This window comes from Polynucleobacter sp. es-GGE-1, from assembly GCF_018882005.1.
Classification (GTDB): domain Bacteria; phylum Pseudomonadota; class Gammaproteobacteria; order Burkholderiales; family Burkholderiaceae; genus Polynucleobacter.
In genome coordinates, this window is record NZ_JACVPE010000009.1 from 189,307 (window position 1) to 210,595 (window position 21,289).

Below are 21,289 nucleotides of genomic sequence, written 5' to 3' on the forward strand. Positions count from 1 at the left end.
GTAATGAAAAAAAGAGTGTATGTAGGTATGGCGGCAGACATAATCCATACTGGACATTTAAACATTATTCAAAAAGCAGCAGAATTGGGCGAGGTCACTGTAGGTGTGCTAACAGATGAGGCTGTCGCTAGCTATAAAAGATTGCCTTATATGTGCGCAGAGGATAGAAAAAGAATTATCGCGAGCATAAAAGGTGTTTCGCATGTCATCTTTCAATCTTCATTGGACTATACGGAAAATTTAAGAAGTATTAAACCAGAGTATGTTGTGCATGGTGATGATTGGAAAGAAGGTATTCAAAAAAACACTAGAGAGTCGGTACTTCGAGTTTTATCAGAGTGGGGTGGCGAGTTAATAGAGATTCCATACACTATGGGTGTATCGTCGACGGAATTTAATCATAAAATTAACGGTTCCGGCACTACACCAGAGCGTCGTTTATCTAGCCTGAGACGCTTGCTTAAGGTAAAGCCGATAGTAAGGTTTCTAGAGGCCCATAATGGCCTGACTGGGTCAATTGTAGAGAATACATTTATTGAAATACCGGGCGGGGTAAAGAGTTTTGATGGCATCTGGGGCAGCAGCTTGACCGACTCTACTGCTAGGGCAAAGCCTGATATTGAGGCCGTTGATATTGCAACTAGGGTCCAAACGCTTAACGACATATTAGAAGTTACCACTAAACCAATTATTTTTGATGGTGATACGGGCGGAATTGTGGAGCATTTTGTATTTACTGTTAAAACCTTAGAACGCCTTGGGATTTCTGCTGTAATCATCGAAGACAAAACAGGTTTGAAAAAAAACTCGCTGTTTGGCGTGGATGTTGAGCAAACTCAGGACAATGTAGTTGACTTTAGTGCGAAAATTCGAGCGGGTAAGCTTGCCCAAGCTACCGATGATTTTATGATTATCGCCCGCATCGAAAGTTTGATTTTGGATAAAGGAATTAATGATGCGATAGATCGTGCTCGTGCATACATTAAAGCTGGCGCAGATGGAATAATGATCCATTCAAGAAAAAAAGATCCTGCGGAAATATTCGAATTTTGTAAAAAATATAATGCATTTGATGATCGAAAGCCTCTTGTTGTTGTTCCAAGTAGTTACAGACAAGTGACGGAGCATGAATTAATAAATTGTGGTGCAAATATAGTAATTTATGCAAATCAATTGCTTCGTAGTGCTTATCCCTCTATGAGATTAACTGCTGAATCTATTCTTAGGCACGAAAGAAGTTTTGAAGCAGAGGAATCTATGATGTCAATAAATGAGATACTTAATCTTATTCCGGGCACAAAATAATGCTGAATCCAGATCTACTTATTGATACGCTTTATGAGTGTGGGGTGAGATTGTTTTCAGGGGTGCCAGATTCGCTATTGAAAAACTTCAATTCATCGCTTGATTTATACGATAAAAAGATTACTCATATTCCAGCCGTAAATGAGGGGAGCGCAATTGGCCTTGCCATTGGAGCATATCTTAGTAACAGTGTTCCTGCGGTTGTCTATATGCAAAATTCAGGCTTGGGTAATGCTTTAAATCCATTAACTTCGTTAGCGCATAAAGATATATATGGAATTCCTATTTTTTTGATAATAGGATGGCGTGGTGAGCCTGGTTATAAGGATGAGCCACAGCATGTGGTACAGGGAAGAATAACAAAGGATCAGCTAGATTTGATTAACATCGATTATTTGGTGGTTGATGAGTGCACTGACATTGAACTGGAAGTTAAGAAGCTGTGGGATGAAATGCTTTCCAAGAATCAACCCGTTGCTTTGTTATTTAAGAATAATGTATTCAGCGAGTCTAATAAACCACTTTTAAATTTACCGAAATATACAAAGAAAACAGACTTAAGTCGTGAGGCGGCGATTGAGGGGGTCTTGACTTATGCGGATCGAGCTAGCTTTTTTATAGTTACAACTGGCAAGGCTGGGCGAGAACTATATGAATTAAGAATAAAACGGGGGGAACCCCACTTTGACTTTCTGACTGTAGGTGGCATGGGGCATGCTTCATCGATTGCATTGGGCGCTTCCATTTCTATGCAAGATAGAGAAGTAATTTGTCTAGACGGGGATGGCGCTTTGTTAATGCATATGGGGTCTTTAGCTACAGTGGGCAGAATAGCGCCTAAAAATTTAGTTCACGTGCTTCTCAATAACGGCACACATGAATCAGTTGGTGGTCAGCAATCTGGAATAGATTGTGTAGATTTACGAAAAATAACTGAGGCATGCAACTATGAGTACCATTACGCCAGCACTCTAAAGGAGATAGAAGATTTTTTTATAAAAAGGTCGCGAGGCGCAAAAGAAAAAGTATCTTTTTTGGAGATAAGGGTTTTAAGCAATTCAAGATCTGAGTTAGGTAGGCCAAAAATATTGCCTCAAGACAATAAAAAAGATTGTATGAGATTTCTTTCGAATGAGTAAAGAAAATAGAACCCCTGTAAAAATAGTAACTTCTATTTATGATTATGGGGAGAGCCTATTTTATTCAGAAGCGAAAAATGGACTTTTTATTACTTCGAATGGAGCCATACGAAGAAAAAGTGATTTAAATTTGAAATTACAATTTCCATGTGATGTAAATTGGACCAATTTAATTGTTAGTTCAAATCCATCGGTAGATGATATCAAGGGACATCTAAAGGCTATTGAATCGATAAAGTTTGATTTAATTGTAGCTTTTGGCGGCGGCAGTGTGATTGACACTGGAAAAATTCTTTCATATGTATTGGCTAACTCTGATTTTGATTTTGATTTGATGTTTAAAAGCGAGTTGCCAGCTCATAATGTAAGCTCAATTAGAATGATCGCTGTTCCAACAACAGCTGGAAGCGGATCGGAAGTAACGCATTTTGCAACAATTTGGGATAAGAAAGGCTTTACCAAAAAATCTTTATCCGGAATATCGCTATATCCAAAAGTTGCTCTTCTGGATCCAAACTATACACTGACTCTTCCATGGGAAACAACGCTTTATAGTGGCCTTGATGCAATTTCCCATTGCTTGGAAAGTATTTGGAATAAAAACTCAACATATGCGATAAGAAAAAATTCAATACGTGCTTTAGGGCTTATTTCAAATAATTTAAATCATTTGGAAAATGATTTAAATAATCTAAAGTTACGAAGTATGGTGCAAATTGGTAGCAATCTTGCGGGTATATCAATTGATCAAACTCGAACCGCAATTGCGCACTCAATCTCGTATCCAATTACATCGAAATTTATGGCCCCTCATGGCCTGGCAGCTGCATTTACGCTTAACTCTATCATTGATTTAATAAGAAATAAAAATATTAACTTGAGCCTAGCTCCATCTGAAGTTAATGAGATAGATAAAACATATGACTTATTAAAAAAGTTAGATTTAAAAGATAAATTGCAAAAATATTGTAGCGCTGATCAAGTGATGGGCGTGGTAGATAAAATGATAGATGGTGTGAGGTCAGATAATTTTATATTGCCTATCGGCAAAGACGAGATATATAAAATTATTAGCTTGAGCGTATAAATGGTTATAGCCACCATGGATTTAATTTGAAACATCTTTAGATTGGTATATGGTATGGGATATGTATTTTGGATTACTGGATTATCTGCGGCGGGAAAAACAACTCTTGCGGGATTGTTATCTGAGGAAATCCGAAAGAAAAATCCAGTTATTGTTCTTGATGGCGATCAATTAAGAGATGCGCTGTCGGCCACCACTGACTATAGTTCAAAAATAAGATATGAATTAGCTTTCAAATACGCAAAGTTGGCAAAATTGATTGCTTCGCAAGGAAATATTGTGATTGTAAGCACTGTGGCATTGATAAGCGATGTGCATATATGGAATAGACAAAATCAACCAAATTACTTTGAGATATATATAAAAGTGCCAATCTCCGAGCTTCGCAAGCGCGATCCTAAGGGTATATATCGCAGGTATGATAAAGGAGAGCTGAAGAATGTTACTGGTTTAGATTTGAATTACGATGAACCGAGAAATCCAGATGTACTTATAGACTGCTCTAAAGAAAATGTTGATCCAAAAAAATCTCTAAATATTATTGTAGATAAATTTAATTTATGCCAATTTAAGTTAAAAATTTAATAATATTTGCTAAATGTAAAGATAATATACGCAGTATGGACTATGAAAAGCTAATTCAGCATATAGAAGATTTGCACTCTGTCGGAATAAACGCGACGGGACGAACTGGCTCTGATTATTTGCATAGTTTGCTAGAAAACCATGACGAAATATTAACATTCCCAGCGCATTTTCTTATATATAGTCAGTTCTTTCGTGAATCAATCACGATGAAAGTCGAAAATAATAGGGCTTGTGATGTGGCCGATGAAATTATTGGGTACTACATTTATAAATTTGTATCTTTATACGACTACCAAGAGGGAAGGGATCGGCTTGGGCCTGATCTTAATCAATTTAACGAAATAGATACTGCAGAATTTAAGAGACATTTTGTTGGCTTGATTGGTAGAAGGGCCCTTTCCAAAAAAAATATACTTTTAGCAATTTATGGTGCTTACAATATTTGCAATAAAAAAGATATATTGAAGACTAAAGTCTTGCTATTTCATCCCCACCTAGAGTACGAAACTAAACTTTTTCTTGAGGATTTTAACTCTACTAGACTTATATTTACCACAAGAGATCCTAGAGCAAACTTTTATTCCATTATCAAAAATTTTAGAGATTACTCTCCGGATAATGATACAGAGGAACATTTTTATAATAGTTTACGTATGATATTACGGGATGCGCGTCTTGGGCAAGAATTGAATATTGATTTTCTGGTTGTTAAACTAGAGGATTTACCAAGAATCAATGTGATAAAAGATCTATGTAATTGGCTTGGGATTAAATATAGCAGTAATCTTCTGCGAAGTACTTGGGGCGGGCTTGATTGGCATGGCGATCGCTTATCAAAAAAATTGTACCTTCCGGTCGGCTGGAGTAAAGATAGAACTAGCAATAACTGGGAAAAAAATCTAAATTTTATTGATAAGTTGAGGTTATCAGTTTTGATGCGAAAAAGAATGCATTACTACGGCTATTGCATGGTTAAGCCAACCTATTTTCATATTCTTTTAGTATTTGCCACTCTTTGGCTGCCATTTTCATATGAACTCAAATATTTGAATTTGCGGTATTATTTTTCAATATTTCTTATTGAAAAAAAATCTAAAAAATTACCAATAGTCTCAGCCCCTTATTTCTATATTAAGAGAATATTCCTATGTTATGGTTTTCTTTGGAGATCAAATGAAAAAATATCCTGGGCATATATCACAACAAGTAATAAATCAAACCGTATTGGAACAAATGAATAAGATTAATTTAGGCGCAGGATATGATTTGATTGAAGGATACATTAATCACGATATTGCCCCACTCGACGGAATTGAAGTAATTCATGATTTAAATCAAATGCCGTGGCCATGGCAGTCAAATTCAGTAAGTGATTTGGTAGCCAAGGATGTTATTGAGCATCTCGATGATTTCATGGCTGTTATGGAAGAGGCATATAGAATCCTCTGCAAAGGTGGAATTATGTACTTAAAGGTTCCATATTGGAACAGTTGGTCGGCATATGCGGATCCAACTCATAAAAGGGGATTTCACGAATTAGCCTTTAGGTTTTTTGAGCCAACTTCTGGATGGTGTGGGGAGAGGGGGTATTACTCTAAGGCAAGATTCATGATCTCGGATGAAGCTTTCATCTTAATGCCATTTTCTCCGTATTTTTCAGTGCCCGGCATTAGAAAAATATATATACGTAATAAATTTCTTAAAAAAATTGTTAGTACATTGGCGGGAATATTTTCGGGAGTAATCATAGATCTGGAAATAACAATGGTAAAGATATAGTGTTTATGCAAGTAGATAAAGTGAAATCATTTTTTTAAAATGAATAAAAATTTTTTTAACACTCGGCTTATCAGTGATTTAAAAAATACGTAAGTCGCAAACTTCATAACACTACTAGGTAAATAATTAACGAGTGATTTATAACAATCAAGCCCATAATTAAAATAAGTATCTTCTTTTCCTGGGAAAAATATATGAAGGTTATCTAAAACTTTTTTTGATAACTTAAGATTATTAATATCAATAGATTGCTTACCATGCGGGCTATCAATCGACTGAAATTCAATAAATATTATTCTTCTTTCCTGTAGGCATTTGCCTCTGTGATGCATGCCTAAGGAATTAAAGGATATAAGATCACCAGGGGATGCATAAATTTCTTTTGCATATGGTTTAAGATTGGAAACTTCAGAGCCAGTTAAAATATGATCGCCATCATTACATTCACTTAGATTTTTGATTCCTATAGAGTGGTTGATCGAATGTGAATTTGGTACGTAACTAAATAGTCCTGAGTCTTTTGATCCTCCCTTGAGGACAATGCTAACTTTCTGATGTCCTGTTCTATCAACGTGCCAAGGAACTTCTGAATTTGAAATTTCTGAATAAATATTAAGGTGGGTAATAATTGTCTTCTTAATTTCATGAGTGGGAATAAGAAGATGAAATACATCAACAGCCAATTCTAAGATATTAGTAGATTCGATAGATGTCGGAGAGCTTATGGATTTGTAATGGTTATTTAGCCAAATAGATGCTTTGTGATTGTGATTTAAGACTGGGCGAGAAAATAGCTCGTCAAGCTCAAAATTTAAATTTAGCAATTGAGCGGGCGTAAGAAAATTCTTATATAAAAAAATGCCATTTCGGTCGTAATTATAATTCTGCGAGATAGAGCAGTTTGAAAATTCCGATGGATTAAAACGTATCATCATAATGGTTTAGGTTGCGTGGAGGAATGTTATTGTAGATTTCAATATGTGACTATGCTTTGGGATTTGAAGTTCCTTGTCAGGCCTAATCAAGCAAATGCTTATAATGGAAAATGATGAAAACAAAAATTGTACTTCTAGTAGTGGCCATTTTTCTTAGCGTGCCAAAAATTTCAATTATAGAAGTTTCTGGATACCCCCAGGGCATAAGAGTGGAAGACTTTATCTTGTTGGCGATAAGTTTTTTTCTAGCCTTTGCTTATAAAAAAATTAAGTTGTATAGCAATAAATTAGTTACTATCCTAGTTTATCTACTTCTGGTATCACTTTTTTCGTATGGAAATGGAATTAGTCAGCAATGGATAACTTTAATAAGAGTAGCAGAGTATTTAGTATTATACATATTTATATTTAACAGTCATATAGATATGTTGCTTTTAAAAAATATATTAATTATTAATATTCTTATCAACTTTTTAATTTCAATCGGTCAATATAACGGTCTAATAGGTGGATTTGCCAGTTTCTCCTATTTGGAATCTGGACATGGTTGGTTAGAAAGGCCTTATGGTGTTTATGGCGGGCCATGGGAGCTTGGTGTTATATGCGTAATCTCTATATTTTGTATAAGGAAAATAGGTTGTAGCAGGACTATATTATTTATTTTGAACGCACTTGTGCTATGTATGTTGATCTTGGCCAATACAAGAGCAAATTTAATTGGATATATAGTTGCCATTTCCTACTTGTATCGTAGATTTATTTTCAGAAAAATAATAATAATTAGTTTTGGAATTTTAATACTTTGTTTCTCCTTATCAGATAGCTTATTGATTTTCACACGGTTAGATTCTGTCTTAGAACTCATTTTAGGTGTGGTAAAAAATTACCAAACGGGTGTAGAAATTTCTAAGGTGATTGGATTGGATAAGAGTTTATACAATAGATTGGATTTATGGTTAGAAAACTACGAAATTTGGAGAAACTCAATATTATCAATGATTATAGGGATAGGTTGGCATAGCTTGTATATGGAAAGCCTATACCTAAGAGTGCTTTTTAGTTTTGGAGTTGTGGGTATATGTGTGTTATTGATTTATTCTAAAAATATTTGCAGAGAATTAATAATATTTACAATGATTTCTGGGCTTACACTAGATATATTTCTATCAATGAGATCGGCGTTTATATACATGATATTTTTTTATGTAGTAAAAAAAATTAATGAAAGTATAACAAATGAACTTGAAAATAATAATTTATTGGGAGCAAGATTCTTGGGGCGGAACGGATACGCAACTACTAAATCTTTTGCAAGCTTGGCCAAATAAAAATGATGAGATACTGTTACTTTCAAATAAGTCTAATGGTGGGTTAATAAGAATTAAAAAGGAATTATCAACATTACCTTTCTTGAAAATTATGACCATCAATTCATTTTCATTTAATGAATTAAGAATGTGCTTACAAAAGAAAATTGGTAGATGTGGGAATATTCTAAACAAATTTTTATATTTTTTCCAGCCAGTAATTTTTTTGGCAAACTTTATTCAATTGAGCATTATATTTAAAAAATTGAAAAAATATGATGTGTTAATTTCAAACAATGGTGCCTATCCAGGTGCCTGGGGATGTATAGCAGCGCTATTTTCATCAAAGCTTAATGGAATAAAAGTAGCCGTGATGATAGTACATCATAAGGCGACGACCCCGGCAATTTTTATGAATCTTTTTGAACAATATGTAGACAGAATGGTTAGTAATTACTGTAATGCAGTCATTGCAGTATCTGATGCAACAAAAAGAACATTAATTTCAAATAGGAAATTCATAGAGGAGAATTTAAAGATTAAAGTAATACACAACGGTACCAAGAGTTATAACAGCCATACTAGTTTTCATAAATCATCCAAGATAAATATAGGTGTAATAGGAAGAATAGAAGAGTACAAGGGGATAGAAGATTTGTTATATGCATTAAGTATTTTGCAAATTAAATATATAGATAAATTGATAATAAATGTTATAGGCTCTGGCGAGAAAAAAGAAATTGAACACTTACAGAATTTTGTAAAGCAGCTGAGGATTGAAAACAAAATCAACTTTTGTGGATATTTAGAAAATGATGACCCTATATTTTTTGAGATTGATATTACATATATAGGAACAAGAACATTCGAAGGGTTTGGCTTAACTGCAATAGAAGCAATGTCAAGAGGGTCATATGTTATCGCAACTCGCGTGGGTTCAATGCCGGAATTATTCAAGGCCCACAAGGTCCATTTTGTTGAGCCAAATGATTCTCTTCAAATATCAGAAGAGATTATGAAAATAATGGATGAAATAGAGGGGGGGTGCGTACTGCGCGATCCCTATTTGCCTAAAACCTACACAAGAGAGTATATGTCAGGGCAATATAGAGATTTTTTAATACAAAATTTAATCTGGAGCAATTCAGCTTGTGAGTTATAGATTTTCGGTTGTAATTACAACGTATAACTGCCTAAGATATCTCAAGGAATGCTTGATCTCAGTTTTGGATCAATCTTACAAAAATTTTGAAATTATCATTGTCGATGATGGATCCACTGATGATACTGAAAAATATTTAAAAACAATAAATTCTAAATTTAAGTATATAAAACTTAGTAATTCTGGTGGTCCTGCGCGACCTCGAAATATTGGTATTGGCATTGCCACTGGGGAATGGGTATGTTTTTTAGATGCTGATGACTATTGGTTCCCCAACAAGTTGGCTAAAATTAACGAATATCTACACAATAAAAATATTGAAGTCTTATGTCATGACGAAATAATTTTTGATGAAATTACAAAAAAAAAGACATATTTAAAAAATGGTGCATTACTTGGCGGAAGTTATAAATATCTTTTAAAACAAGGCAATGTATTATCAACGTCAGCGACGACAGTAAAATTAGATTTTATAAAAAATAATAAAATATTTTTTGATGAGCGAAAAAATTACCAAATTGTAGAGGATTATGACTTTTGGCTGAGACTTGCTTTATGTAAAGGAAGGTTTCAATTTTTACATATTCCCCTAGGTTGTTATAGAGTTAATGGCACCGGCTCTTTGACTTCAAGCAGAAATAGACACCAAAAAAATTTAAAGGAAATGATAAAAGACCATGTATATAAGGTCCAAAATTTTGACAAAAATAAAGAAAAGCTTCATAAATATATATTATTTAGAATCAGAGTGGGCAAATTATGGAGAAACACTAAATTAAAAAACAAAAAATATAAATATATTCATTTTTTAGTCTATCTTATTAAAAATTATCAAAAAACAGCTGAGTATATATTGCATAAATGTATAAAATAATACTAAAAATTATAATAACTGGCATACACATATTGTGCATTCCGATAATTAAAGTTTATGAAATTTTTTTTAAAAAATATTCTTTGAGGGTGCTTTTATATCATGATATTCAAACGGCCGATTTCAATGATTTTGAAAGACAAATAAGACATATTAAGAAGAAATATAGGTTTATTGATATCGATGAATTTGAACAAATACTGGGCGGCAGCACTAAGCCTAGGGAGAATCTTGTTTTGCTTACTTTTGACGATGGCTTTGAAAGTAACTATCATGTAGCAAATCAAGTTTTGTCAAATCACGGCATCAAAGCAGTCTTTTTCATTGCTGTAGATTTTTTACAAACATATGATATGGTGGGTAACAGCGCGAGTGAATTTATTCTAAACAATTTTAAGGTGAAGCAACATATAAATAGTATTAGTCTTAATTGCGATCAAATTTTAAGACTTTCTAGTTTGGGCCATGTATTTGGCTCGCATTCTTGTAGCCATAATGATTTAAGTCAGATTAGCAAAGAAAAAATTGAACATGAGGTGATTGATTCTAAAAATACGCTAGAAAAAATACTAAATTTGAAGGTTAATCATTTTGCCTATCCATTTGGAGGGATAAACAATATTAATTCATATTCTTTGAAAGTCATCAAAGATAAATATAAACATTGCCATACTGGAATTAGAGGGAATAATTTAAAATATAATAATTTTATAATTTTTAGAGATGAAATAAGTCCTAGCTATAATTTACTTTATTTGAGCGCATTACTATCGGGATTTTTCGATTTTATTTATTATTGGAAGAGAAGTAAGGTTATAGATTTTATTAATAAATGATTCAATATACACTACCAACAATAAAAGCATTATTAGGCTATCTAAATTTTCTTAATTATGAGGTCAACTATGCAGCTATCCAACAAGAATTTTACAGTTATAAGTGGTATTCAAAAAGTCGCTTTGCGTTAAAAGAGGTTGTAGAAATAAAGTATCGGAAGATAAATAGGAGGGTTAATCTTTTTATACCATTATACTATTGCAAAAGCGCTATAGAGGTGATCGATAAATCAAAGGTAAATTTTATATATTATGATTCTAAGATTAACCCTAATTGTAAGCATGAATTTGATCAAGTTCTTTTATCTAATGCGGATATTATTCTTGTAACACACTACTTTGGAGAATTTAACAAAAATATAGAATATTTGCATAATTATTCCAGAGGAAGTGGAGCTTGGTTAATTGAAGATTGTGTTCACTTAATCGATCATACGAAAATTGATCAATGTTTTGGCGATTTTATTATTTTTAGTCCATATAAACATATTGCATTATTATCAGGATCATTATTATATTATAAGAAAGATTTATATATTGATGAAACATTCTTGCCTGATAGTGCAAGCATAAATGTTTCTCTCATTAATCTTCTGAAGTGGGTCGCTAAAAAATTTATACAAAAAATTCTTTTCTCAATTAACGCATTTAAAGTAGATGATTTTCTTATTTCCAGTAATAAAGATAAATATTTTCCTATAAATATTGATAATATTTCATTGGCTATTTTATCGAATATAGATATAAATTATTACAAGGCAATTCGAATTCAAAATTTTAATAAACTATCGGCCATCATACCAGTAAATTTATTGAATTGTAAGATACTTCCAATTGTTAATGATGCCCCATATTTTTTGGTATTAGAGTTTTCTAATTCTTCTGAAAGAAATTTTGCACTAAATTTATTTAAATCTGTGAAATTTCCTGTTATTGATTGGCCAGACTTGCCGGAATTTAATAATAAAGATGGTGAAACAAATTACGCGTATCTTAAGAAGGGGCGCCTAATATTTGTTAACATATCAAATTATTATTCTAAATATAAACTATTGACATTAGAATTAAATCTAATTAAAAAATTATCGTTGTGTTTAAACTTTAGAGAGCTAGATGGTTTTGAATGGTATAAAACAAATATTACCATAGTCAATGGTGAGTATACAAATTCCTACGATTATTCGCGTTGTAAACGTTCATTAGATAATTCTATTAATACGTTATATTTAGAAATTTCATTAAATGATAATATAATAGGAAAAACAGCTTTAAATATAAAAAATTATTTTAATATTATTAATATCGCCTATGTAAATAGAGGTCCAACGCTATACTATGATTGTAATCAAACAGAAATTATTTCGATAATTAAGAAACTATCTAGAATTTATTCTCATCTTGTATTAATAATAAACCCAAGTTTCAAAATTTCCAATGTATATATGTATTTGGCATCTAACTTAGGCATTTATTACGGAAAAAAATATAGCTCTTCTGTTTTAAAGTTGGATATGAGTAACTCTGAATTGGAAAAAAATCTTCATCCAAAATGGAGAAATACTTTAAAAAAAGGTATCAAAAGTAGTCTAAATATTGATCTAAGTTCCGATTTGAATCTACCCGTTGAAAATATTATTAAGTTTTACGAGCTGCATCAAAAGGTTACAGGGTATAAAGGCCTTGATAGTAAATTTTTGGCAAGTTTGCTAGAGTCAAATTTAGATCTCCTACCAAGAATATTTGTTGGTTACTCTTCCAGCGAGCAACATCTTACAATTCATGGGTTGGTCGTAACATTAAAGTATGCTAACAAAACAACCTATGTTATCGGATCAACAGATTTACTTGGAAGACAAAATCATCTTAATAGTGCTTTGCTTTGGACGGCAATATTGAAAGCTAAATCAGATGAGGCCTATTTTTTTGATCTTGGTGGTGTTGATTCTACTACGCCCTATGGAATTCGTAAATTTAAAGAGGGCTTAAATGGTGATCCTTATGAGTATTCAAAAAAAATGCTAATGATTAATCTTTAGGTTGATTTTTTATACTCCATCGCTACCCCAAATATTTAAATTAGAGGTAATCTGTTATGTTTATTATGTATGCGTCATGAACTCTGAGATGAAAATTTAATTAATGCGTTTAATTTTCTTCGCTCCAAATGTCCATGAGGGTGGCGGCGCAATACTAATGCGATCACTACTGAATACCTTGCCAAAAGGCGTTATTTCTCGTTCCTTTATGGATAAGCGTATTATTAACAGTCTTGAATCGAAAGAGCTTAGCATCATAAACTGGGTTAAGCCTAATATTTTTTCACGGATCTATGCTGAGTTGTTGTTGCTTTGGCATTCCCGCAATGAAAGTATAATTTTTTGCTTTGGTGGTATACCCCCTCTATTTGCATACAAGTCTAAGATAATTATTTTTCAACAAAATCGAAATTTATTGGGCTTGAATTCTCTTTCTGAATTTAAAAGACGAGTTGCTTTAAGAATTTTTGCCGAAAGAGTCATTTGTAAATTTCTAAATTACAAAGTTAATTTATACATTGTACAAACTGAATCAATGAAAAGGGAGCTTATTCGTTGGGGTGCTAGTCAAAAGATATTGGTGGCCCCGTTTAGAGATTTGCTCGAGGTCGAAAAAATAGAGCGAGATTTGGTCAAGTGGGACTATCTCTATGTTGCCGATGGAAGCGGGCACAAGAATCACAAGCGACTAATAGAGGCTTGGTCCTTATTGGCAAAAGATGGCTTAAGGCCGACATTGGCTCTAACAATTGAATTTTCTAATAGAGATTTAATTGCTTTGGTTGATAACTACAGAGCTAGATTTGGGTTAAAAATAGTAAACCTTGGAAAGGTGCCGAATTCACAGATGTATCCTATTTACAGGAGATCAGGGGCATTGGTTTATCCATCAACATCCGAATCATTTGGTTTGCCATTGCTTGAGGCATCACAAGTTGGTTTGCCTATAGTTGCATCTGAAATGGACTTTGTGCGTGATGTTTGCAATCCAGTTCATTCATTTGATCCATATTCATCAATCTCTATCGCGCGCGCAATTAAAAGACACATGGGACTTTCTGTTGAGCATTCGACGCCTTTGACGCCAAAAGAATTTTTGAGCGTTTTGGTTGAAGTCGTTGGTAATGGTGACCAAAGTTGAGAAAATTAGAACATTGCCGTCTATTGATTTTGGGCGTCTCTGGGATGCTTGGGTCAGCCTTGTACCGCTATTATTCAGAAATGCCAAATTACACTGTTTATGGAACGGGGAAAAATTATCTTTCTAGGATGCGGGGGGAAAAATTTGTTCGCCAAAAAAATTCTTTACTCTATTTAGATGTTGAGTCATTGGATGACCTGAAAGCAGTTTTTAAAGTTGCCAAACCTGATGTTGTGATTAATTGCATTGGCCTTGTTAAGCAGGCAAAGCATGGGGATAACGCAATTCTTTCCATAAAAATCAATTCTCTATTTCCTAATATTCTGGCCCAATTGTGCGTCAAGAGCAAAAGCCGACTCGTTCATTTTAGTACTGATTGCGTGTTTTCTGGAGAGAGAGGGGAATATTCTGAAGGTGATATAGCGGATAGTAGAGATTTGTATGGCTTAAGTAAATTGCTTGGCGAAGTTTGCGATTCTAATTGCCTCACGCTAAGAACCTCTCTAATAGGTCACGAACTATATACCAATCACAGTCTAATAGATTGGTTTCTATCTCAAAAAGGTAAAGTCAGCGGGTATAGAAAAGCTATTTTTTCTGGTTTTCCAACGTATGAAATTGCCAGAATTCTGGACCAGTTCATTTTGCCAAACAATGAGCTATCAGGCTTATATCATTTATCATCAAGTCCTATTAGTAAATTTGAGCTACTTAACTTAGTCTCCAAAGAGTATGGGATCTCGGTTAGAATCGAGCCGGTCGATGCCCCATCGGTTAATAGGGTACTAATTTCAAAAAAATTTAAAGCGGCTACTGGATACTCCCCTCAATCATGGCCAGATTTTATTAAATTAATGCATGAGTGCTATAAGAAATATGAAATTTCATCTAAATAATAAAACGGTATTAATAACTGGCGGCACTGGATCTTTCGGGAGCGCAGTTGTAAACAGGCTGCTTGAGCAAAATATCGGAGAAATTAGAATTTTCAGTCGCGACGAGAAAAAGCAAAATGATATGCGTATTTTCTACAATGATCGCCGCATTAAATATTTCATTGGAGATGTAAGAGAATTAAATTCCACGGATGATGCGATGATTGGGGTGGATTATGTGTTTCATGCGGCAGCCCTAAAACAGGTGCCCTCCTGTGAGTTTTATCCCATGGAGGCTGTTAGAACCAATGTACTAGGGGCAGAGAATGTCATGCGGTCAGCACTTGCCGCTAAAGTAAAAGTTTGTGTAGTTCTCAGTACTGATAAGGCGGTATATCCAATTAATGCCATGGGAATATCAAAAGCAATGATGGAAAAAATCATGGTTGCTAAATCAATGCAATGTGATGAGCAAGGCGGCACCATTTTGTGTGCAACACGTTATGGGAATGTTATGGGCTCAAGGGGGTCTGTAATACCTTTGTTTTTAGAACAAATAAAAAATAATCAGCCATTGACAATTACTGATTCAAATATGACGCGATTTCTTATGTCGTTAGAAGAGTCAGTAAATTTGGTGTTTTATGCGTTTGAGAATGCAAATCCAGGCGATATTTTTGTTCAAAAGTCTCCCGCCTCGACAATTCGCGATTTGGCTATAGCAATGAAAGAAATTTTTTCTAGCTCTCTAGATGCAAAAGTAATTGGCACCAGGCATGGTGAAAAATTGTTTGAATCTTTAGTTTCGCGCGAGGAGATGGCAAGAGCTGTAGATGAAGGAAGTTTTTATAGGATACCCGCTGATGTTAGAGATTTAAATTACAGCAAGTATTTTTCTGATGGCGATAGCCACATTACTGAACATGAGGATTACACATCACACAATACACGGCGATTGGATGTTGATGAAGTGAAAAATTTGCTATTAAAGCTGGATTTTATTCAAGAGGCTTTGACATGAAATTGCTTCATGTAATGACGCTAGTTGGCACGCGCCCCGAAGTAATACGTCTCTCAAGAATAATCCCCAAATTAGATTCTGTTTTTCAACATACCTTGGTGCATAGCGGTCAAAATTTTGACTATGAACTCAATGAGATATTTTTTGATCAATTGGGTATTCGTAAGCCAGACTATTTTTTGAATGCCTCAGGAAAAACTGCTATAGAGACTATCGCAAATGTGATTTCTAAAGTCGATGATTTATATACGCAGCTAATGCCCGATGCACTATTAGTACTTGGCGACACTAATAGTAGTTTGGCCGCAATTCCCGCCAAAAGAAGAAAAATTCCTATTTTTCATATGGAGGCTGGTAATCGATGCTTTGATCTGAGGGTGCCAGAAGAAATCAATAGAAAAATTGTTGATCATGTCGCAGATGTCAACTTAACGTACAGCGATATTGCACGAGAATATTTACTGCGAGAAGGTTTGCCGCCAGAGCAAATAATTAAAACAGGCAGCCCTATGCTTGAAGTAATTGATGCCCACCAATCCTCGATCAATGCATCAAATGTATTGCAGTCACTCTCGCTAAGTCCAGGGGGGTATTTTTTAGTCAGCGCACATCGCGAAGAAACGGTTGATGAGTCAAATAAGCTTGGCGCATTAATTGGCGCCTTAAATCAACTGGCTCAAATCTATAAGTTACCCATCATATTCTCTACGCATCCTAGAACACGACAAAGGCTGGAGCGGCTGGATGTTATACCAAATCCATTAATTATTTTTCAAAAGCCATTCGGTTTTTTTGATTATATGCATCTTCAAATCAATGCTAAATGCGTCCTTTCAGATAGTGGCACGCTAACGGAAGAATCTTCAATTTGTAATTTCCCCGCTTTGAATATTAGGGAGGCGCAAGAAAGGCCAGAGGGCTTTGAGGAAGCCTCTGTAATGTTGGTGGGCTTAAATATTGACCGCATTTTGCAGGGCTTAAAAATTTTAGAAAACCAGGGACGGGGCATCGAACGCACATTACGGATTGTTTCTGACTACGCGTCCAATAATGTTTCTGAAAAAATCGCCAGAATTATCTTAAGCTATACCGATTATATAAATCGTATTGTTTGGAAAAAATACTAAAGCTATAAATGCGTGTTGCTATTATTGGAACTGACTATTATCCATTGCGTACGTCTGCAGCAGTTCAATTGGAGGATCTGGCTCTAGCCTTGAAAAGTAGAGGCCTTAAGCCAATTGTATTAGTTCCATCAGGAAAATTAGCCGCATTAAGCACTATTCATTTTCATCAGGAAATCTGCATTGTCCAGCTACCATCTCTTCCTATAAAAGATGTTAACTATTTGGCCCGAACAATCGGTGAATTCTTGCTTCCAATTACGATGGGGTTTGGGCTATTATTTTGTAAAAATATCTCAATAAAAAGTTTTAGGGGCATTATTTGTTATTCTCCATCGATTTTTTTTGGCCCCCTTATTTTTTTTCTAAAAATAGCGTCAAATTGTCGAGCTTATCTCATTGTGCGAGATATTTTTCCAGAGTGGGCATTAGATTTAGAGTTGTTATCTGATAGTTTTTCATATAGGGTTTTAAAGTTTTTTGCATGGCTTCAATATTGCACTGCAAATATTATCGGTGTACAGTCCCATTCAAATTTATCTTTTATCCCATCAAGGACTCCCGGGGTAAAAGAGGTTTTGAATAACTGGCTTGGTTCTAGCGATGACCTTGAAGTAGGCTGTAGTATTAGATTTGATAAAACAGCACTTGTTGGTAAAAGAATATTTATTTACGCTGGCAATATGGGCATTGCACAAAATCCAGATGCGCTTGTAAGCCTTGCTTTTAACGCGAGGGATGACTCAAATGTGGGGTTTGCGCTTGTGGGTAGGGGTTCAGAAGTAAATAGATTAAGGGTGCGTATTTCTAAGCTTCAACTAAATAATATTTTAATTTTTGATGAAATTCCGGCCAAGGAAATTCCAGGTTTATACACTCAGTGCCATATAGGGGTGATATCCTTAGACCTACGTCATCGTACTCACAATATTCCAGGAAAATTTCTGAGTTATATGCGCTCTGGTCTGCCTGTGTTGGCTTTTACCAGCCAATCTTCCGACCTTTCTAAAATGATATCCTCATATCATGTTGGCGCTGCATGTGACGATGTAAATTCTGATTCTCTAGTGCCCATCATAGAAAAATTATTAGATGAAAATAATTATGAGGAAATGAAGTTTAATGCAGTCAAAATGAGTAATACATTGTTTTCGTCAGATCTCGCTGCAAGTCAAATATGCGCTGGCTTGCAGATTTAGAATGAACTATTCTTCTTTAAAAAGAATTTGTGATGTCTTATTTTCGGCAATATTTATTGTTGCTACTTTTGCGCCAAGCTTATTGATCGCCGTGGCGATCAAAATTACTTCCCGGGGATCAATTTTGTATTGGTCCGAAAGGGTTGGAAAAGACAATGTTATCTTTGATATGCCCAAGTTTCGCAGTATGAAAATTGATACCCCTAAGGTAGCAACTCATTTGCTAGACAATCCAACAGATTATCTGACTGCAATCGGCTCATTTTTACGTAAAACCTCATTAGATGAATTGCCGCAATTATGGTCTATTTTGATCGGAGATATGAGTTTGGTTGGTCCAAGACCAGCATTATTTAATCAATACGATTTGATTGAATTGCGCACCCAATTTGGAGTGGATAAATTAACGCCAGGTTTGACTGGGTGGGCGCAGATAAATGGCAGGGATAATATTAGCATTCGAGAGAAGGTTCAGTTTGATGTTTATTACCTTACGAATATCAGTTGGAGCCTAGATTTAAAAATTATTTTACTGACAATTTATTATGCAATAAGGCGAGTAAATGTATCCCACTAATCTTTTTTTAAATGGTAAAGACGGGTATGTTGGCTAGAGCTAGGCATTCAGTATTAAATTTGTCAAGGCCAGTAAAGCGGTTTTTAGTGCTAACGGCTGATGTATTAGTTTGCTTATTTAGCACTTGGATTGCATTTGCATTGCGTTTGGATACATGGCTTGATTTTTCAGAGGCGCAGTGGAGAGTATTTGCAATTTCTGCTGCTATTTCGTTTCCCATTTTTATGTCTTACGGATTGTACCGAGCCATTTTTCGTTTTACTGGATGGCCTGCATTATTGGCAATGGGTAGGGCGTTAGTAATTTATTGTCTTGTCATATTTAGCCTCCTTACAATTTACGGCGTTAATGGCGTGCCCCGATCTATTGGAATCTTGCAACCAATATTTTTCATATTTGGGATCGGTTTAAATAGAGCCATTATTCGTTATGTTTTAAATGATCCCGTTGATTTGAGTAAAACAACGGCTGCTCAAAGAGTTCTGATTGTTGGCGTGACACTTCAAGCTCGAGAGCTCGCAATGCGCTTGTTAAAGTTGCCTGATAAATTAATTGTTGGATTTATTGATGAAGGCAAGACTTTAGCTGGCAATACCATCAATGGGATCCCAGTATATTCAGGCGATAGTCTTGAGAAATTATTAGAAAAAGCGCGCATCCAAGAGCTTCATATTGCAACTGATGAGATTTCAATAGAAAGTCGCAATCATATTTTTCGGCTTCTAGAGCCGCATCCATATATTAGATTTATTAACCACACCACCTCTGATCAACGGCGTAATATTGCTCCTGACAGCACGCCTGCTGACTTCAGGATTGATGATCTTTTGGCAAGAAGTCAAGTAATGGTTGATGAGCTATCAATTCAATCGAGTATTGAGGGCAGCGTGATTCTTATTACCGGGGCTGGTGGTTCAATCGGATCGGAAATTTGTAGACAAATTCTTCATCATGCGCCTACTACGCTGCTACTCATTGAAAATAGTGAACATGCTTTATACAAAATTTATGAAGAATTGAATGGGATCTGTAAATCTAAGAACTTATCCGTCAATATTATTCCTGCGATAGCATCGGTCTCCAATGAGTGGAGAATGAAGGAGTTAATTTTTTCATGGCGACCTGATGTGATATTTCATACAGCTGCTTATAAGCATGTTCCGCTTGTTGAAAGCAATCCTGCCGAGGCAATTTTAAATAACGTTCAAGGAACATTGATTTGCGCGTCTCTGGCAATTGAAGCTGGAGTGTCTCGTTTTATTTTGATTAGTACCGATAAGGCTGTTCGCCCTACCAATATTATGGGAGCCAGCAAGCGATTGGCGGAGATGCTTTTGCAAGCGCTCGCAAATAGTCAGTCGAAACAACAGAATTCCATGCTATCTATGGTGAGGTTTGGCAATGTGCTTGGCTCTTCGGGGTCTGTTGTGCCGCTATTTGCTCAGCAAATTGCTGTTGGGGGACCAATAACCATCACGCATCCAGAGGTTATTCGCTACTTTATGTCTATTCCAGAGGCATCAAGATTGGTAATCCAGGCAAGTGTTTTGGGTGAAGGTGGTGAAGTCTTTTTGCTGGATATGGGCCAACCAGTCAGGATTATTGATTTAGCCAAGAGAATGATTTTATTATCTGGAAAATCATTCAAAGATGACATCAATCTAAATGGGGATATTGAAATTCAAATTACCGGATTAAGGCCCGGCGAAAAGCTTTATGAGGAGCTTCTGATTGGCGCAAATCCTGTGATTACGGATCATCCTAAGATTATGAGGGCTATGGAGAATTTTTTGCCATGGCCTGAGTTAGAGCCGAAGTTAATCAGTTTGTTCGACCATTGTAAACAGGGAAATATCGGTGAGATCAAATTCAGCTTGAGTCAATTGGTGGAGGGTTATGAGCCGCATCCTGATATTGTTGACCTTACCTACCTAGAGCGTAGCTAGGGCCCTGAATACCCTGTTTGTATTGGTTCAATCTCCTTATTTATAAAAAATTCGGCCCTATTGCTAACCTCACACACTGTTGCAGCGCCCGATGACGCAGCATCCTTCTAGGCATCTTTTGCCAGATAGTGTTTTCTCCGCGAACCTCCAAGTAGTGTTCTCGAACGGTAATGGGCAAGATGCGATCGCGCCGGTAAATAGAGCATTCAATCCATTCGGGTATGCCATCTGACCTGTCTGGTTTTATCGGACCAATTTCATCTAGAAACTCTGGCTCCCGTTATTAATTCTTTTTGCCATCCAGCGACAAACTCTGTTGGGGTTTGATAATCCAAACTTGAGTGTGGTCTGACTAAAT

At 35.2% G+C, this 21,289-nt stretch carries 20 protein-coding genes; 18 read left to right on the forward strand and 2 right to left on the reverse strand.

The annotated features are described in order from the left end of the window. Nucleotides 1-3: 3 nt before the first annotated feature. Genes aepX through ICN35_RS08745 form a run of 6 tightly spaced genes read left to right on the forward strand, consistent with a single transcriptional unit; the run spans nucleotide 4 to nucleotide 5,898 of the window. Complete coding sequence (gene aepX, locus ICN35_RS08720; RefSeq protein ID WP_216126649.1) at nucleotides 4-1,305, forward strand: phosphoenolpyruvate mutase; 1,302 nt, start codon at nucleotides 4-6, stop codon at nucleotides 1,303-1,305. Further along, the gene (gene aepY, locus ICN35_RS08725) at nucleotides 1,305-2,444 is read left to right on the forward strand and encodes a phosphonopyruvate decarboxylase (RefSeq protein WP_216126652.1); all 1,140 of its coding nucleotides are present in this window, start codon (nucleotides 1,305-1,307) and stop codon (nucleotides 2,442-2,444) included. The genes aepX and aepY overlap by 1 nt, the downstream gene beginning before the upstream one ends. Further along, entirely contained in the window at nucleotides 2,437-3,531 is a 1,095-nt protein-coding gene (locus ICN35_RS08730; protein WP_216126662.1) for an iron-containing alcohol dehydrogenase, read from the forward strand. Before aepY ends, ICN35_RS08730 begins: the two co-directional genes overlap by 8 nt. A 54-nt stretch (nucleotides 3,532-3,585) precedes the next feature. Continuing rightward, nucleotides 3,586-4,116, forward strand: coding sequence for an adenylyl-sulfate kinase (locus ICN35_RS08735; RefSeq protein WP_216126664.1), 531 nt, complete (start codon nucleotides 3,586-3,588; stop codon nucleotides 4,114-4,116). 35 nt (nucleotides 4,117-4,151) lie between these two features. Further along, nucleotides 4,152-5,360, forward strand: a complete 1,209-nt coding sequence (locus tag ICN35_RS08740; RefSeq protein ID WP_216126672.1) for a sulfotransferase — start codon at nucleotides 4,152-4,154, stop codon at nucleotides 5,358-5,360. After that, the gene (locus ICN35_RS08745) at nucleotides 5,353-5,898 is read left to right on the forward strand and encodes a methyltransferase domain-containing protein (RefSeq protein ID WP_216126674.1); all 546 of its coding nucleotides are present in this window, start codon (nucleotides 5,353-5,355) and stop codon (nucleotides 5,896-5,898) included. Before ICN35_RS08740 ends, ICN35_RS08745 begins: the two co-directional genes overlap by 8 nt. Nucleotides 5,899-5,924: 26 nt before the next feature. On the opposite strand, the gene ICN35_RS08750 is transcribed toward ICN35_RS08745, so the two are convergent. After that, nucleotides 5,925-6,833 (reverse strand): hypothetical protein, encoded by a 909-nt coding sequence (locus ICN35_RS08750; RefSeq protein WP_216126677.1) that lies wholly within the window; start codon nucleotides 6,831-6,833, stop codon nucleotides 5,925-5,927. A gap of 113 nt (nucleotides 6,834-6,946) precedes the next feature. On the opposite strand from ICN35_RS08750, the gene ICN35_RS08755 reads away from it, so the two are divergent. The 12 genes from ICN35_RS08755 (at nucleotide 6,947) to ICN35_RS08810 (ending at nucleotide 20,931) form a co-directional block, all read left to right on the forward strand. Next, the gene (locus ICN35_RS08755; protein ID WP_216126680.1) at nucleotides 6,947-8,161 is read left to right on the forward strand and encodes a hypothetical protein; all 1,215 of its coding nucleotides are present in this window, start codon (nucleotides 6,947-6,949) and stop codon (nucleotides 8,159-8,161) included. Beyond that, nucleotides 8,070-9,302, forward strand: a complete 1,233-nt coding sequence (locus tag ICN35_RS08760; protein ID WP_216126682.1) for a glycosyltransferase — start codon at nucleotides 8,070-8,072, stop codon at nucleotides 9,300-9,302. The genes ICN35_RS08755 and ICN35_RS08760 overlap by 92 nt, the downstream gene beginning before the upstream one ends. Then, nucleotides 9,292-10,176, forward strand: coding sequence for a glycosyltransferase (locus ICN35_RS08765; protein WP_216126684.1), 885 nt, complete (start codon nucleotides 9,292-9,294; stop codon nucleotides 10,174-10,176). The genes ICN35_RS08760 and ICN35_RS08765 overlap by 11 nt, the downstream gene beginning before the upstream one ends. After that, on the forward strand, nucleotides 10,164-11,012 hold the full coding sequence (locus ICN35_RS08770) for a polysaccharide deacetylase family protein (RefSeq protein WP_216126685.1): 849 nt from the start codon (nucleotides 10,164-10,166) through the stop codon (nucleotides 11,010-11,012). Before ICN35_RS08765 ends, ICN35_RS08770 begins: the two co-directional genes overlap by 13 nt. Then, nucleotides 11,009-13,048 carry a hypothetical protein gene (locus tag ICN35_RS08775; protein WP_216126687.1) on the forward strand — a complete coding sequence of 680 codons (2,040 nt, stop codon included), beginning with the start codon at nucleotides 11,009-11,011 and terminating at the stop codon, nucleotides 13,046-13,048. The genes ICN35_RS08770 and ICN35_RS08775 overlap by 4 nt, the downstream gene beginning before the upstream one ends. A gap of 103 nt (nucleotides 13,049-13,151) precedes the next feature. Beyond that, nucleotides 13,152-14,189, forward strand: coding sequence for a glycosyltransferase (locus ICN35_RS08780; protein WP_216126689.1), 1,038 nt, complete (start codon nucleotides 13,152-13,154; stop codon nucleotides 14,187-14,189). Further along, a complete protein-coding gene (locus ICN35_RS08785; protein WP_255535774.1) occupies nucleotides 14,186-15,085 on the forward strand; it encodes an SDR family oxidoreductase in 900 nt (299 codons plus the stop codon). The genes ICN35_RS08780 and ICN35_RS08785 overlap by 4 nt, the downstream gene beginning before the upstream one ends. Further along, nucleotides 15,066-16,085 (forward strand): polysaccharide biosynthesis protein, encoded by a 1,020-nt coding sequence (locus tag ICN35_RS08790; RefSeq protein WP_216126691.1) that lies wholly within the window; start codon nucleotides 15,066-15,068, stop codon nucleotides 16,083-16,085. Before ICN35_RS08785 ends, ICN35_RS08790 begins: the two co-directional genes overlap by 20 nt. Then, nucleotides 16,082-17,212, forward strand: a complete 1,131-nt coding sequence (gene wecB / locus ICN35_RS08795; protein ID WP_216126695.1) for a non-hydrolyzing UDP-N-acetylglucosamine 2-epimerase — start codon at nucleotides 16,082-16,084, stop codon at nucleotides 17,210-17,212. Before ICN35_RS08790 ends, wecB begins: the two co-directional genes overlap by 4 nt. Nucleotides 17,213-17,220: 8 nt before the next feature. Beyond that, the gene (locus ICN35_RS08800; protein WP_216126697.1) at nucleotides 17,221-18,408 is read left to right on the forward strand and encodes a glycosyltransferase family 4 protein; all 1,188 of its coding nucleotides are present in this window, start codon (nucleotides 17,221-17,223) and stop codon (nucleotides 18,406-18,408) included. Nucleotide 18,409: 1 nt separating this feature from the next. Then, complete coding sequence (locus tag ICN35_RS08805; protein WP_216126699.1) at nucleotides 18,410-18,985, forward strand: sugar transferase; 576 nt, start codon at nucleotides 18,410-18,412, stop codon at nucleotides 18,983-18,985. 26 nt (nucleotides 18,986-19,011) lie between these two features. Next, the gene (locus ICN35_RS08810; RefSeq protein WP_216126701.1) at nucleotides 19,012-20,931 is read left to right on the forward strand and encodes a nucleoside-diphosphate sugar epimerase/dehydratase; all 1,920 of its coding nucleotides are present in this window, start codon (nucleotides 19,012-19,014) and stop codon (nucleotides 20,929-20,931) included. Between the two features lie 40 nt (nucleotides 20,932-20,971). On the opposite strand, the gene ICN35_RS11485 is transcribed toward ICN35_RS08810, so the two are convergent. Beyond that, nucleotides 20,972-21,109 carry a hypothetical protein gene (locus ICN35_RS11485; protein WP_370625677.1) on the reverse strand — a complete coding sequence of 46 codons (138 nt, stop codon included), beginning with the start codon at nucleotides 21,107-21,109 and terminating at the stop codon, nucleotides 20,972-20,974. Nucleotides 21,110-21,289 lie beyond the last annotated feature (180 nt).